Below are 14780 nucleotides of genomic sequence, written 5' to 3'. Positions count from 1 at the left end.
TTTTGTTGTACCCAACAAAGGCGAACTAAAGGCGTATTGACGAGTCTTTGGGCAGCTATTTATTCGCCCCTCATTGCTATTTTTAAGGACCATTATGATCGACCGCATGGCCTCGGGCTGGTTGAATTTTGTTGTTAACCACCCGCGCTGGGTGTTGGCTTGTGTTGTGTTAGTTTTAATGGCTGCAGTTGCAGGCCTGCCGAAACTGCGCTTGGACGCATCATCCGACTCTTTAACACTAGAGCGCGACACCGACTTAGATTATTTCCGAGAAGTTAGCCAACTGTATGATAGCGGTGACTTTTTGGTGGTGACTTACGCGCCCAATACTCCGTTGTTTGAAGATGCAGCATTGCAGCAGTTGCAAGGTTTGCATGCTGAGCTTGCGGCCATCGAGGGGGTGGCTTCTGTCAACAGTATATTGAATGTCCCTTTACTTTATAGCCCCAAACGAAGCTTGCGCGAAATGGCAAAGGCACCGCGCAATTTGCTCGACGCCGATGTGGATAGAGCTTTAGCGAAAGCCGAGTTTTTGCAAAGCCCTATTTACCGCAAAATGATTTTAAGCCCCGATGGTGAAACGACGGCTTTACAATTGAATTTGGCGGTTGACCATCAATTTATTGCGTTGGTAACCGAGCGCGATAATCTCCGCCTTAAAAAACGCACACAAAACCTAACCGCAGAAGAAGATATGCGCTTGCAGGCTGTATCGGCCGAATTTTTGGCGCACCGCCTTGCCGCCGAGAAGGCCTCGCATGCGCGGGTGCAATCTGTGCGCGATGTGGTGGCGCAATATCGCGGCGATGCACAAATTTTTGTCGGCGGCATCACCATGATTACGGCCGATATGATTAGTTTTATTCGGCAAGATTTAATTGTATTTGGCGGTGCTGCGCTGTTGTTTATGGTGATTGTATTGGGGGTGATTTTTCGCTCTGTGAAATTTGTATTGTTGCCGATGATAACCTGTGTAAGCGCAGTAACCATGACGCTGGGTATTGTGTGTTGGGCCGGTTGGCATTTAACGGTGATATCGTCGAACTTTGTCGCGTTACTACTGATTATCGCGCTGGCGATTATTATTCACCTTGTGGTGCGTTATCGTGAGTACGAAAGCGAACAGCCACAATGGACGCAAAAACAGCTTGTGCTAGCGGCCTGCGGTTACATGGTTAAACCTTGCTTGTATACCGCATTAACCACCATTGTGGCTTTTGTATCGCTGGTAATCAGTGATATTCGTCCGGTGATGGATTTTGGCTGGATGATGACAATAGGCCTTGTGCTAGCGACGATTCTTGCTTTTGTACTCTTCCCCGCTGTATTGGTTTTATTGCCGCGCGAAGCGGCTAACAAAGTACAGCAGGGCAGCCAGAGCAAGCCGTTTACCGCCTATTGCGCGGCCGCTGTAGAGCGCTTAGGGCACGGTGTATTGCTAATAGCGTGCGGCATTTTGCTGCTGAGTGTATGGGGTATATCGCGCTTACAAGTTGAAAACCGCTTTGTTGATTACTTTCATGAAGAAACCGAAATTCACCAAGGCCTTTCCCTGATAGATCAAAAACTTGGTGGTACCACGTCGCTCGATATTATCTTGCAGCCAGAGGCCGCTACCGCGCTGTTAACGCCAGAATCTGTACCGGTAGAGTTTACCGACGAAGACGACCCTTTTGCCGAGGCCGATGCGTTTGACGAGCAAGACCCCTTTGAAGCGCCAACCTCTGAAACCGAAGACGACCCCTTCGCCGAGGCGGACCCTTTTAGCGAACAAGGCGAGCAAAAGAAAAACAGTGTGTGGATGACTGTTGCGGGCTTGCAGCTGGTCGATCGCATAACGCAGTATTTAGACTCGCTGCCCGAAGTGGGTAAGGTGCAGTCGTTGGCGACGCTTTACGAGGTGGGCAAAGATATTAATGGCTCGCTCAATAATTTTGAATTAGCGGTTATGGCGCAATCCTTAACGCCAGAGATCGACCAAGTATTAGTGCAGCCGTACTTGGATCGAGATACCGATCAAGCGCGCATCACTATGCGTATTATCGATACTTACCCAGGCTTGCAGCGTGCCGAACTGGTTGAACGTATTCATGCCCATTTGGCTGAAATGGACGGGGTCGATATTGAGCATGTACGCTTTAGTGGGCTGCTTATTTTGTATAACAACATGCTGCAAAGCTTATTTAGCTCGCAAATTGTCACTTTAGGGGCGGTGTTTTTAGGCATTGGCTTGATGTTTGTTTTGCTGTTTCGCAGCGTGTTAGTGGCAATAGTGGCGCTGTTACCGAATATGCTGGCTGCCAGTGCCATTCTAGGCGGGATGGGTTTGGCTGGTATTCCGCTAGATATGATGACGATCACCATTGCGGCCATCACGGTCGGTATTGGGGTGGATGATACTATTCACTATATTCACCGTTTTAAAACCGAGCTGGCAGTCGATGGTGACTACATGAAAGCAATGCACCGCGCCCACAGGTCCATTGGGCGGGCAATGTATTACACCTCGGTAATCATTATTTTTGGTTTTTCAATCATGGTTTTATCTCAATTCATCCCAACTATTTACTTTGGTTTGTTAACGGGCTTGGCAATGCTGGCGGCTTTATCTGGCGCACTATTCGTTTTGCCTCAGTTGATTATGCTGACACGTCCTTTTAAAACGAATTCGCGTTAACTGGCTATTGGCGGCTAAACTTAGGGAAAACAAGAGGATTGACTATGAAGAAAATAACAACCCGCATCACTCCAGATGGCACCCTAGACGTACTATCGCAGTGGGAGGTGGCTAGGTTGGCCAAAACCTCCAGCACGCAGATGTACGATACTTTTAGGCGCTGTGCCCTAGCTGTGCTGAATACTGGCAGCGAAATGGATAATACCCAAGAGGTGTTAGATGCCCACAAAGATTTTGCCGTATCGCTAATACAGCAGGAGCGCGGCATTAAGCTTGAAATTACCAATGCGCCGGCAAATGCTTTTGTTGATGGCAAAATGGTTGCTGGTATCAAAGAGCATGTGTTTGCAGCCCTGCGCGACTTGGTTTACATCAATAATGAGCTAATGGCCAATTGTGCGTTAGACATGGAAAGCCAAGAAGATATCACCAACGCGGTTTTCCATATTTTGCGCAATGCTGGTGCTTTTAAAGGCAATGAACGCGGTAATTTAGTGGTGTGTTGGGGGGGGCATTCTATTGGCGAAACAGAATACCAATACACTAAAAAAGTGGGTTATGAAATGGGCCTGCGCGGCCTAGATATTTGTACTGGCTGTGGGCCAGGGGCCATGAAAGGGCCAATGAAGGGTGCTGCCATTGCGCACGCTAAACAGCGGCAAGCTGGGCGTTATATTGGTATTACGGAGCCCGGCATTATTGCCGCCGAGTCGCCCAACCCTATTGTTAACAGCTTGATTATTATGCCTGATATTGAAAAACGCTTAGAAGCGTTTGTACGAACAGGGCATGGTATTGTGGTATTTCCTGGCGGTGCTGGCACCGCTGAGGAAATTCTTTATATTTTGGGTATTTTACTGAACCCCAAAAACCAGCATATTCCATTCCCGCTTGTTTTTACCGGCCCTAAAGAGGCGGCAGGGTATTTCGAGCAAATAGATGACTTTGTCGCAAAAACGCTGGGCAAAGAGGCGCAAGCTTTATATCAAATTATTATCGACGATCCCAAAGCGGTCGCCCGAGCGCAGCGCGATGCGGTGGAAGCGGTGCAAACTTATCGGCGTGATAATCAAGATGCCTATTACTTTAATTGGTTGCTAACGATAGACGAAGATTTTCAGCGACCGTTTAAACCCACCCATGATTCTATGGCTGCTTTAAATCTAAGCAAAAATCAGCCGGTTCATAAACTGGCAGCTAATTTGCGCAAAGCATTTTCCGGCATTGTTGACGGCAATGTAAAAGCCGATGGTATTAAGGCTGTTGCCGAATTGGGGCCGTACCATATTAGCGGTGAAACCGACATCATCGAGCCTTTAGATGCTTTACTAAAAGCTTTTGTCGCGCAAAAACGCATGAAAATACCTACCCAAGAATATGTACCCTGTTACAAAATTGTGCGTTAGTTTGTGGGCGGCGTTTAATGCCGCCCCCTTTAGTTTTTAAATTTGGTTTTAAGCGTTGTTTGATATTGTGGTGAGGATGTATGAGCGATAACTCATTTTTAGATTTGTTAGGTGATGATGTTACGCCAATAAAAGCTGAACCTCGCGTTACGCTACAAAAAACAACGGTTGATGCGACAACCCTCAAAGAACGGCGGCAAACAGCTCAACTGGAAGCTGCCGCACCGGAAGACCCATTATCTGGCGAACCGATTGAAATGGTCGAACCTTTGTCCCTTATTAGCTTTATGCGGCCAGGTGTTCAGCACGGAGTTTATCGCAATGTGCGCATGGGGAAATACAAAATCGATGCCCGTTTGGATCTGCATAAATTAACGATGGATAGGGCACGCAAGCTGGTGTACCAGTTTGTTAAAGATTGCGTAGGTAATGATGTTCGTATGGCATTAATTACGCACGGCAAAGGTGAGGGGCGCGAGCAACCCGCGCTGCTTAAAAGTTGTGTGGCCTATTGGTTACCGCAAATGGAAGAGGTTTTGGCTTTTCATAGCGCGCAGAAGCAGCATGGTAGCTATGGCGCAACCTACGTATTGCTTAGAAAAAGCGATGCCAAAAAACTGAGTAACCGTGAACAACATCAAAAGCGCTAGTGACGCGTCCTTCGAACAGCCGGCATTAAATATTCTATACGAGGACGATGCGCTGGTTGCGGTGTGTAAACCGGAAGGTTTGCTGGTACATAAAAGCAATATCGATAAACACGAAACGGTCTTTTTACTGCAGCAGCTGCGCGATCAAATCGGTTGTTACATATACCCGATTCACCGCCTAGATAAACCCACCTCTGGCGTTATTGTTTTTGCGAAAACCCCCGAGGTTGCAGCGGCCATTAAATTGCAAATGGAAAGCAATCGTGCGACAAAAGAGTATTTATTGTTATGCCGTGGATACTGCCCAGAAAGCGGCCGAATTGATCACCCCTTAAAGCCTATTGTTGATTTCAAAAATAAGCGTGGTAAACCGCAGGCGCAAAAACCAGCGCAAGAGGCTGTGACCGACTTCGAGCGCTTAGCGACCATTGAAATTTCCGCTGCAATCGATAAATACCCCACTAGCCGTTTTTCTTTAGTAAAAGCACGTTTGCAAACGGGGCGAAAGCACCAAATTCGCCGGCATTTTAAGCATTTATCACACCCGATTATTGGCTGCCCTAAATACGGAAAGTCGAAATATAACCATTACTTTGCTCAGCACTTTGGTGCAGGGCGGTTGCTATTGCATGCACACCAGTTGGTGCTTGAACACCCAGTGTCGGGTGAAGAATTAGTTTTTTGCGCTAATTTAGAGGGCGCATTTTTGAGTGTGATAGAGCGGTTTGGTTGGTTGGATTTAGTAACCGCAAACGATGCGCTAGAAGGATGTTTTTAATAACTTGTTTTCAAGCCTAGCATAGGCCTGAAAACAAGTACGTTTTAAGCGGGTTAGCTATTTTTTACCATGGCAGGTATGTCGCGGCGGCCATCGAAGTCGATATTCATTGCGTGACAAACTGCGCTGTATACATCGCCTTCGTCCATGTGTTGGTTGGGCGTGGCTTCCCCAGTGATTCTATCAAAGCCGTAGGTGTGGGCTGTATCTGTGTTTATACCTCCGTACACACGGTTGCCTTTAATGAATGGGCTTAGCAGTACGTTGCCGTTATTAAGGTCGTGACCCGAGCCGCCCTCACTGACTTTCTCTCGACCAAAATCCGTAGCAATATAAATAAAGCTTCTATCCCATAACGATTGTCCTGCGCCAAATTCAGTAGTTTTGAGCAAGCTAATTAATTTATCGGTCATGTTCATAACGCGCCCCCACATTGCATTTTGAGCACCTCGATGATCAATGTGGGACCAATCAAAGGCCAGTGGCGAGGTTACAGCGCCAATGGCGGGGTTGATATACGGCGTATCTGAAGGTTCGATTGTTGCAGTACAGGATATGCCCGACTTAATTAACAAATAGGCTAGGGCCGTTTGTGCTTCAAAGGGGTCGTTTTGTAAATTGGGGAAATACGAAAAAAGCGTTTCAGCTTCTTGTGATTGTTCTAATGCGTAATCACTTAGGGGCTGTCCATTGGGCGATTGCTTGAGCAGTAATAATTTATTGATTAATTCGGCGCTTTCTAATTGCGGCATTAAAGTGTCGCGGTTATGAAGGTAGTTGGCGACTTTAGGGCGGGCATTAAAGGCTTTTCGGTGCTCGCTGGTTTGATCAAGTTGTTGGCGCAGTTGTCTGGCGCGTGCTATTAGTGCCGCGTTAGGGGCATTGTTAATGCCTTTGTGCCCGTGGGTTGCAAAAGCCATAAAGCGTGGGTCTGCAATAATTTCGGGGCGCGCTTTGGCGGCAAGGGTTTTGTCGTTACCTTCACCGCCATAGTCGGTGCTGGCCATATTGGCGTTTGGTAATAATAAGTCCATACCGTATTGCATGGCGACGGCCTCTTGCAGGGTGCGGCCGGCATTAATATCGTTACCTGTTACTGAACGGCGCGAGGCAATTTGGTGATTAACGCTACTGCATTGCTGCGTCATTACTGCCATATCTTGGCTGTGCTTTGATAAAAAATTACTCATATCGTAGCCATCGCCTAGCGGGATGGCATCTTGTATGAGGTTGTTCATTGGTTTAGGGCAACGAAAGTTGGAACTGTTAATTTGCTGAATTTGGCTGGCAGTAAATGTGTTAATACCGGTCGATGACTCAGTGTCTAAAATGGGTAAAAAACTGTCGACAATGCTCGCGCCGCCGTTGGCACCAATAACAAATAAAAAGCGACGCTCACTTGGCGCAGAAATATTTTCAGCTGACCAACCCTTGGTGCTTGCCATTGTTGCAGAACAGGCTGCCATGGTTTTTATAAATCGGCGGCGGCTAGCAGTATTTGTAATAGATTTCATAATGTGATCCCCTCGATTTATAAAAAGATAAATTCGCTGCTGGTGGCGATGGTAAAGCAACTCAGTTTTGCTACGTCGGCATTGCTAATGGCATTGCCTTGGGTATCTTGAGTTAATTCTTGTAGTAGCGTTAACTCTTCTTGCGTGGGGTCGCGTGCTAGCAGGCGCTGATAGAGTAGAGTGTTTTGTAGATCAAGCGCAGCAAGGTAGTCGTTGTTGCGCGGTTCTGCCATTGCTGATAAATCGTACTGGGTGAAGACAGTGGCAGTACTTTGTTGATCAATATCGACTTTATTGCTACAGGCTGCTAGAACAACCCGTTCGGTAACCACTGCACTGATCGCCGATGGTGATTCTATTGGTTCATATTGTGTCAAGACAAAAGGCTCGTTGCCGCCAAGTGCGCTTAAATGCACCTGATCAAAACATGATAAAGAACCCAGTTCGTGGCATAGCTCGTCTTCATTTAGGTCCAGTGCGTAGGCTAAATCATGTTTAATCGCTTTTACGCGTTTCCAGTGCGCCTTTTCGCTAGGAGGCGTTTCAGTTATTGGCGGGTAGGATGATGCGCTGCTGTTATTCGCACTGCTAATTGCCGCGGCCTCGCTGCTAATGCTTGATGCTGCTGTTTGGTTATTTTTATTGCCACCGCAACTAGCGGTAATTGCTGTTAGGCCAAATACGACCAACAGATAAAGTGTATTGTTTAAAAAGCGTTTTTTTTGACGGCAAAGAAAGCGCATTATTTACCTCCAAAAGCGAGAGTGTCGATTAAGCGATGAATCAGTTTATTTGCTGAGTAATTGTCGGCATCGATGGATTGCCATAAGGCCTCGAATTCTTCTTGGTTGGCGGGGCTAGGTTTTTGCCCTGTCGCGTAAGTGAAGAATATCTTTGCTAAATTCTGTTTAAATGCGTCCGAGTTTGCCGCTTGTTGGGCCCAGTCTTTTAAATCGACAACAGGCTGGCCAAATAGATAGCTGTCGCTTTCCCATTGGGTGCCCTCAGGGTAATAGCTGCCGTAGGGGTTGCCGCCAAATAACGGGTTCGATGCGTAGTCTTCGATACCGGCATAAGCTGAAAAGGCATAGGCTAGTGGGTCGAGTGTGCTATGGCAGGCGGCGCACTGGGGAGCATCAACGCCTTTGTTGTCAACATCCCTTGGTTCTCCTTCGACAGGCATTAAGCCTTCGCTTTTGGCGATATCTAAGCCCAAATATGCGCGGTAAGCCTGTGAGGCCGTGTTGCGCGGTAGCTCGGCAAACATCGTGAAATAAGCGAGAAACCATTGTGTCGAAATCATGCCTACGCGCTTTTCTGTAATAAGTGGCTGGCCTGATCCTAAATTAAGTACGCCAGTCTCGGGGTCGACTACAGGTCGTTCGCGAGGAATAACTGCAGTAATTAGGTTGCCATCGGTATCGACATGATAGTTGGCCAGCAGTAAATCACGGGCATCGTTGTCGTTAGTGAGTGCGTGGCTAAATAGCCTGTAATCCCATTGGTAATCTGCTATGCCTAGCACCCCGTCGAGCCCTAGTTCGTACAGCGGTCTTATGCGTTTGTCGGCAAGCCGGTGTAAGGCTTCATGTTTCCAGTAGTCGCTATTTAGGCATTGTCTGAGCTGGGCGTGAACAGCTTCCGCTTTATTGTTCGCGGCTAAAAAGTTTCTTTTTTGTTCATAGCGTGCTGAATGCCCGCAAAATAACAGCATGACTTTGTTAAGTGCGTAGCTAGGATCCCATTGCAGGTTGTTATTTATCGGTTGGCTATTGCTATCGGCATCGGCGGGGTGAGTCCCTTGGGATATTTCTGTGTTATTCAGCTCACCATCGCCATCGCTATCCAAGGTATTTGCGGTAGTAAGAGCCTCGGGTAGAAGGTTTGTGAATGTACTGGGGCTATAGTCGGGGTTTGCATGCAAAATACTTTTTATCGATTCGCCGTAAACATTCAATATAGGTGGCTCGGAATGACACTGAGTGCAAGTGATCAGCGTGTTACAGGTTGCCGCGTCTTTGAAAACATCACAAAAAATGGATGGTGCTTCAGGTCTTGCATGGCTTTGCATAGCTAAGCCTAGTGCGCCAACTGGAATGGCGAGTTTAAGATAGTCAATCAGTGTCATTTGCTGTCTATATCCTTTAGGTTAAGGGAAGGGCGCTAATCTTCGAACAATGTCGGCAGCACCGGCTAGGTGTTGTTTATGTTAACGTGACTAATCAGCCATCTACGGCTTTGTGCTCCTCGACTTTGCACGCGCGCTCAGCGCGTGAATGCCTAAAAACAATCAATCAGGCCCGCTCCGAGTGAGCAATAATTTTTTATGGCTGAATAGTTACATGTTAATAATGTGGAGCGCTTTTGTTGGCCGTTTTTTTGGGGATTGGTTCCGTGGTGTGCGAAAACTGATGATATTTATTGTGATATTGCTAGCGCCACTGCGAAGTTTTAAGGCTTCGCTTTTCGACGGGGGATGTGTGGGGTTGGTATGGAGGGACGCATCACACTGGTGTGATGCGCTTTAGGCTTTAAGCCGCTTGTATTTGGCTAGTCGTGGTCTGGGCGCTGTGGTTGCTGGGTAATTCAACTTGTGCCCAAAGGGTGTCAGCTAATATTTGGGTGTCTTTTTTATTTGAATATTGAAGCCAGTCTACAATAGCTTTGGCTACATCGGGGTACACAACGCGCTTGCCTTTAAAGCCCGTTAGCCATTGTCTTACGGCTTTGGTGTCTAACGAATCCATTGTCATTGCTAATTGCAGCTCTTCAAGTGCGCGCGCGTTCGAGAGTTGCTCCATTTGCCCATGCAGTGGTTTGACCAGTAATTTTTTGCCCAGCTGAATGGCTTCGCTGGCTAATTCAAAGCCTGCATTGCAGATAACGCCACTGGCGGTAGATAAATCAACTTGAAAGCCTTCACGTGAAAGCGGCTTAAGCTGGATGTGGCCATGGCTTTGGTAGCGTGCATAAGGCCCGTAGATAACAAATAAGTGATCTTTGAATGGTTCTAATAATTGGATGACATCCTCGTGTGATTCAAACCCTAAATACACAACGATTTTTTTAGCATCAACGGGCAGGTGCGTTTCGTGTATTTCAGCAATGGGCGGTAAAATGGCGTGCCCGAAGTGGTGCCAGTGTAGGCCAAGGTGAATATCTGCTGGGGCAAAATGCTTCATTATTGCGCGTGAAACTAAATTGTCGCCGCGGCGAGGCACATCGTTAAAAAAAGCATATTGATGCCCTACACCAATGCAGGTTTTTTTCTGTTTGCGTGCCGCCCAAGCTGTGATGGGTTCAAAGTCTGTGAGTACAAAATCATATTCAGACAAATCAAGGTTTTTGATGTCGGCAAATAATGTTTTTAAGCTGTTACTGTGAATGGTTTTGGTGATATTAAGCTTGCCTGATTCATGAATAAAGGTGAGGCCTTTATAGCATTGCCAGTTGCCAAATATGTCCATGTCAAAAAAGTTTTCGCGCGGGCGGCCGGAAAACAAATAGTCGACTTCAATGCCGGCCTGATTAAATCGTTCAGCTAAGGCACGGGCGCGGGTGATATGGCCATTACCTGTTGCCTGCACGCCATAAAGAATTTTCATAAGTTATACCAAGCCGCTAATGAGTAAAAGGCACAAAGAACTGCCAAGTGTTGCGCCTGCTAGTGTGTCGGTTGGAAAGTGAACGCCAAGCATAACGCGCGCTACGCCCACCAATACAGCCCAAGGAAATAAAACCCAAGCCATTACAGGAAATGCCGAGCTAACCGCTACGGCCACCAAAAAAGCGGCTGATGTGTGACCCGAAGGAAAGCTAAATTTGTCGGACGGTTTAATTACGCTTTTATAGCCTGGTATGGCTTCTGGTGGCCGGTTGCGTTTAAATAAATTTTTAAAAATAAAGTACAAGGTGCGCTCTAATACAAAGCCCAGGGCCAGCAGTTTTACTAGCTCCCAGTGTTCGGCAAGCATAAAGCTTAGCCCAGCAAGTACGTAAAAAGGCCCGTTTGCGGTATAAGAAATGCCACGGCTTAGCCATACTGCAAATTGATGGTGTTTGCGGCGCAGGCACCAGCTAAATGTTTGTACATCGAGGTTGTGTATGTTTTGAAGTAAGCGCATAACGGAACCCTCTTTGTGGTATTTGCCCTTCATCTAACTCAGATTATGTGAGAATTGTTGCAAGGCTATGCACTTTTTGTGGCGATTTTGTGACAGTTAAATAGGAAATGCTGAAAGCTTGGGTTTACACGCCAAGATGATTATTTGGCTACGGGATTTTTTTGAATTACGCGAATAGCAGGCATAAAAAAGCCTGCTTAACATCGCGCTAAGCAGGCTTTTTATTAATCTTCCCTTCCTGTTGGGATTGCTGTCCATTTCGGCTTCCGGCCGGTCTCCGTGTCTATCGTCCGTGTAACTTCTAATCCTGCCAATACTTGGCATCAACTCATTATTGCGAGCATCTTGCTCGGCATCCGTTATTCCTATCCCTCCTGTGATGCTACATCCTATAGCTAATCCAAATTTCCTGCCGCTCCAGTGCGGTTGCTCTACCTGAGCGATTCCCTGAGTTGTTATCCAATTCCTGTGGCTTCATGCCGTTGCGTCCTTGTGGGGGCATTATGTCGAAAAGGTCGCTGCGCTTAAAGTCGTGTTAACCACTAGGTGTTGTAGGATATATCGCACAAATGTGTGTGGGGTGTAGCGGGGGGGGAGCAAAAGCGCGCAGCTAAGCCTGCGCGCTTAACTTTAGAGGGTGGTGTTAATGGGGGTGTTGTCGAGCAGTGCGGCATTGCCTTGCAGTGTTAATCGTCCTTCGCAAAACCAGCCGGCGGCTTGTGGGTAGATACGGTGCTCCTGCTCTAAAACCCGAGCGGCTAGCGTGTCTTCTGTGTCGCTCTCTAAAATAGGGACGCGAGCTTGCAGCACAGCGGGGCCGCCGTCGAGTTCGGCGGTCACGAAGTGTACGGTAACGCCATGTTCACTATCACCGGCTTCCAATGCGCGCTTATGGGTATGAAGGCCTGGGTACTTAGGCAGTAAAGATGGGTGAATGTTGAGCATGCGCCCTAAGTAGCGGCCGGTAAACGTGGGCGTGAGTATGCGCATAAAACCCGCGAGGATGACCAGTTCTGGCTCAAAGTTATCAATGTGCTGCGCTAGCGCAGCGTCAAAGGTTTCTCGGCTATCGAAATTTCGGTGATCTAGCGTGATTGCTTCTATACCGTGATTGCGTGCGCGCTCTAAGCCTTTAACATCTGGGCGATTGCTGATGACCGCCACAACGCTGCCGTTGATGCGGCCGTCGTTACAGCCATCAATAATCGCTTGCAGATTGCTTCCGCTACCGGAAATTAATACAACAATGCGCATGTTTTAGCCTTGCACGTTCTGCATTTCAACATGCGGCGTTTCTTGCGCGCTAGTTTCTATGCTACCGATAACAAAGGCTGTTTCACCGTCGCTGGCGAGTTGCGCTAGGGTAGCTTGCGCAGCATCGCTAGGTACCGCGACAACCATGCCGATGCCACAGTTAAAGGTGCGATACATTTCTAGGCTGGCGACATTGCCGTTTTGTTGGAGCCACTGGAATACTTCTGGCAGCTGCCAGCTATTGGCGTCGATAACCGCTTTAGTATTATTTGGTAGTACGCGCGGAATATTTTCTAATAAACCGCCACCGGTGATATGGGCTAGGGCGCTAACAGGTTGTTGCTTTAACAAGTTGAGTAATGGTTTTACGTAGATGCGTGTGGGGGCCATTAACGCATCGCCCAAAGTGCTATCGCCCAATTGCTGTGATAAATCCGCATTGGCCACTTCTAAAATTTTGCGAATTAACGAGTAACCGTTTGAATGTGGCCCGCTAGCGGCAATACCTATGAGGGTATCGCCGGCTTGTACTTTACTACCATCTAGTATTTCTGACTTCTCGACAATGCCAACGCAAAAGCCTGCAAGGTCGTAATCATCACCTTCGTACATGCCCGGCATTTCGGCGGTTTCGCCGCCAGTTAAGGCGCAGCCTGCTAGTTCGCAGCCGGTTCCAATGCCGCTTACAACGCTAGCTGCCATATCGACATTCAACTTACCAGTAGCGTAGTAGTCGAGGAAGAATAAAGGCTCTGCGCCACCCACGATTAAATCGTTAACGCACATGGCCACTAGATCGATACCGATGGTGTCGTGTTTGTTGAGTTGCATGGCTAAGCGCAGTTTGGTGCCTACGCCGTCGGTGCCAGAGACGAGTACGGGTTCTTTGTAGCCGGTGGGAAGTTCGAAAAGGGCGCCAAAGCCGCCGAGCCCTGCAAGGACTTCGGGGCGTCGAGTACGCTTAGCGACTGACTTAATGCGCTCTACCAGGGCTTCTCCAGCGTCGATATCGACACCAGCATCTTTGTAACTCAGTTGTGTTTTGTCTTGGCTCATGTTGTCCGGTTCTATACTGCGAATGAGGCCCAGCGGGCAAAGCGCGACATTCTACCAGCAATGGCGCAGCGCCCGCACGCCTTACCGGCCTAAAAACTGTTTTCTGCAAATTTATGCTTAGCCTAGTTATAAGGTTGGCGCATTAGCTGTGCACTGCTGCTATATGCCTTAGCGTAGGTTTGCTACAATCGCCGCCCCTTTCTATACATACGGAGTGCGACCGAGTGCGGCTACTAATCTTGGGTGTGCTAATGCTTGCCCTAACTGCGCCAACATGGGCTGGCTCAGAGTATTTTTCTGCGCAGGTTCCCGTTGCGAGCCAAAGCACAGCAGACCGAAAAACCGCATTAGTGCAGGCGATGGCCAATGTGTTGATTAAAGTCTCGGGTAGCCTTGATGCACCAGCAACAGAGCTAGGCATGAAGGCGCAGGCTAATGCGGGGAGTTATGTGCAGCAATTTCGTTATATTCAGCCCACGCAAACTATGCGAGAGCAAGGCATTGCACTGCTGCTAAAAGCAGATTTTGACCCAGGCAAAGTGCGGCAATTATTAAAAGAAAGCGGCCAAGGCGTTTGGCCGATGAACCGTCCACAAGCGCTGATTTGGGCAATAGAAGATACACCTGAGCGTGGCCGCCAAATTATTACTGACCCAGAGCATCCTTTGGTTAAATCGTTAGTGGCTCGCGCAAACGAGCGAGGTCTGCCGGTACTTTTGCCGTTGTGGGATTTAGACGATCAAATTTTATTATCGGAAGAACATTTATGGGCGCAAGATGAAGAGGCGATATTGGCAGCCTCCACCCGATACGATGTGAATACAGTGTTAAGCGCGCGCTATAGCCAGACAAGCGCGCAGCAATGGTATGCAACATGGCAGTTTCATCACGCCGGCGAGCGCAGAAGTTATGACTACAACACTTTTGATGCAAGCGAGCTCGGAGCGGTTGGGGTAGATCCGCTCGTTGCGTTTTTAGCGGAGCGTTACGCTGTGCAAAGCGCAAGCGATGAAAACGAGCACCTGCAAGTGATGACATTAAATGGTGTAAGCGATTATAAAGATTATGACAGTGCGCTAGATTACCTTGCCAAGCAGCCATTAATTCAGCAGGTGGCATTGGTGGCAGTGCGCGATAACCAGTTGGTGCTGCATATTTTGTTGTCGGCCTCTTGGGCGCAGCTAAGTGATGCTTTGGCGCTTGATCGCAAAATACGTTTATTGAATCCGCCCGAAGATTTACAAGCTGAAGCTATGCTTGGGGCGCCAGGTAGGCCAGCGCAATTCCAGTGGCTGGGGCGTTAGTTTAATGGCTGCTCTTT

12 protein-coding genes are annotated in these 14780 nt (G+C 48.0%); 5 read left to right on the top strand and 7 right to left on the bottom strand.

Annotated features, from left to right (window positions below; genetic code table 11):
- Positions 1-94: 94 nt before the first annotated feature.
- From MARGE09_RS17405 to MARGE09_RS17390, 4 genes are all read left to right on the top strand, one after another.
- Entirely contained in the window at positions 95-2677 is a 2583-nt protein-coding gene (locus MARGE09_RS17405) for an efflux RND transporter permease subunit (protein WP_236984108.1), read from the top strand.
- Positions 2678-2721: 44 nt separating this feature from the next.
- Entirely contained in the window at positions 2722-4083 is a 1362-nt protein-coding gene (gene ppnN / locus MARGE09_RS17400; RefSeq protein ID WP_275068729.1) for a nucleotide 5'-monophosphate nucleosidase PpnN, read from the top strand.
- Positions 4084-4163: 80 nt separating this feature from the next.
- A complete protein-coding gene (gene smrA, locus MARGE09_RS17395) occupies positions 4164-4733 on the top strand; it encodes a DNA endonuclease SmrA (protein WP_236984106.1) in 570 nt (189 codons plus the stop codon).
- On the top strand, positions 4711-5511 hold the full coding sequence (locus MARGE09_RS17390; RefSeq protein ID WP_236984104.1) for a pseudouridine synthase: 801 nt from the start codon (positions 4711-4713) through the stop codon (positions 5509-5511). The genes smrA and MARGE09_RS17390 overlap by 23 nt, the downstream gene beginning before the upstream one ends.
- A gap of 53 nt (positions 5512-5564) precedes the next feature.
- Here the strand turns inward: MARGE09_RS17390 and MARGE09_RS17385 are convergent, their stop codons facing one another.
- The 7 genes from MARGE09_RS17385 to purM all read right to left on the bottom strand — a co-directional run bounded on the left by MARGE09_RS17385 (position 5565) and on the right by purM (position 13459).
- Positions 5565-7025: a hypothetical protein gene (locus MARGE09_RS17385; RefSeq protein ID WP_236984102.1), complete on the bottom strand. Its 1461-nt coding sequence runs from the start codon at positions 7023-7025 to the stop codon at positions 5565-5567.
- Positions 7026-7042: 17 nt separating this feature from the next.
- Positions 7043-7768 (bottom strand): hypothetical protein, encoded by a 726-nt coding sequence (locus tag MARGE09_RS17380; RefSeq protein ID WP_236984100.1) that lies wholly within the window; start codon positions 7766-7768, stop codon positions 7043-7045.
- A complete protein-coding gene (locus tag MARGE09_RS17375; RefSeq protein ID WP_236984098.1) occupies positions 7768-9153 on the bottom strand; it encodes a DUF1585 domain-containing protein in 1386 nt (461 codons plus the stop codon). Before MARGE09_RS17375 ends, MARGE09_RS17380 begins: the two co-directional genes overlap by 1 nt.
- Before the next feature lie 403 nt (positions 9154-9556).
- Complete coding sequence (locus tag MARGE09_RS17370; RefSeq protein ID WP_236984096.1) at positions 9557-10630, bottom strand: MJ1255/VC2487 family glycosyltransferase; 1074 nt, start codon at positions 10628-10630, stop codon at positions 9557-9559.
- A 3-nt stretch (positions 10631-10633) separates the two neighbouring features.
- Positions 10634-11149, bottom strand: coding sequence for a phosphatase PAP2 family protein (locus MARGE09_RS17365; RefSeq protein ID WP_236984094.1), 516 nt, complete (start codon positions 11147-11149; stop codon positions 10634-10636).
- A 630-nt stretch (positions 11150-11779) separates the two neighbouring features.
- Positions 11780-12403: a phosphoribosylglycinamide formyltransferase gene (gene purN, locus MARGE09_RS17360; RefSeq protein ID WP_236984092.1), complete on the bottom strand. Its 624-nt coding sequence runs from the start codon at positions 12401-12403 to the stop codon at positions 11780-11782.
- Between the two features lie 3 nt (positions 12404-12406).
- Positions 12407-13459: a phosphoribosylformylglycinamidine cyclo-ligase gene (gene purM, locus MARGE09_RS17355; RefSeq protein ID WP_236984090.1), complete on the bottom strand. Its 1053-nt coding sequence runs from the start codon at positions 13457-13459 to the stop codon at positions 12407-12409.
- Between the two features lie 251 nt (positions 13460-13710).
- On the opposite strand from purM, the gene MARGE09_RS17350 reads away from it, so the two are divergent.
- On the top strand, positions 13711-14763 hold the full coding sequence (locus MARGE09_RS17350) for a DUF2066 domain-containing protein (protein WP_236984089.1): 1053 nt from the start codon (positions 13711-13713) through the stop codon (positions 14761-14763).
- Positions 14764-14780: the final 17 nt, after the last annotated feature.

Origin of the sequence: Marinagarivorans cellulosilyticus, from assembly GCF_021655555.1 — a bacterium.
Taxonomy (GTDB): Bacteria; Pseudomonadota; Gammaproteobacteria; order Pseudomonadales; family Cellvibrionaceae; genus Marinagarivorans; species Marinagarivorans cellulosilyticus.
This window is presented reverse-complemented; position numbering and strand designations above follow the sequence as displayed.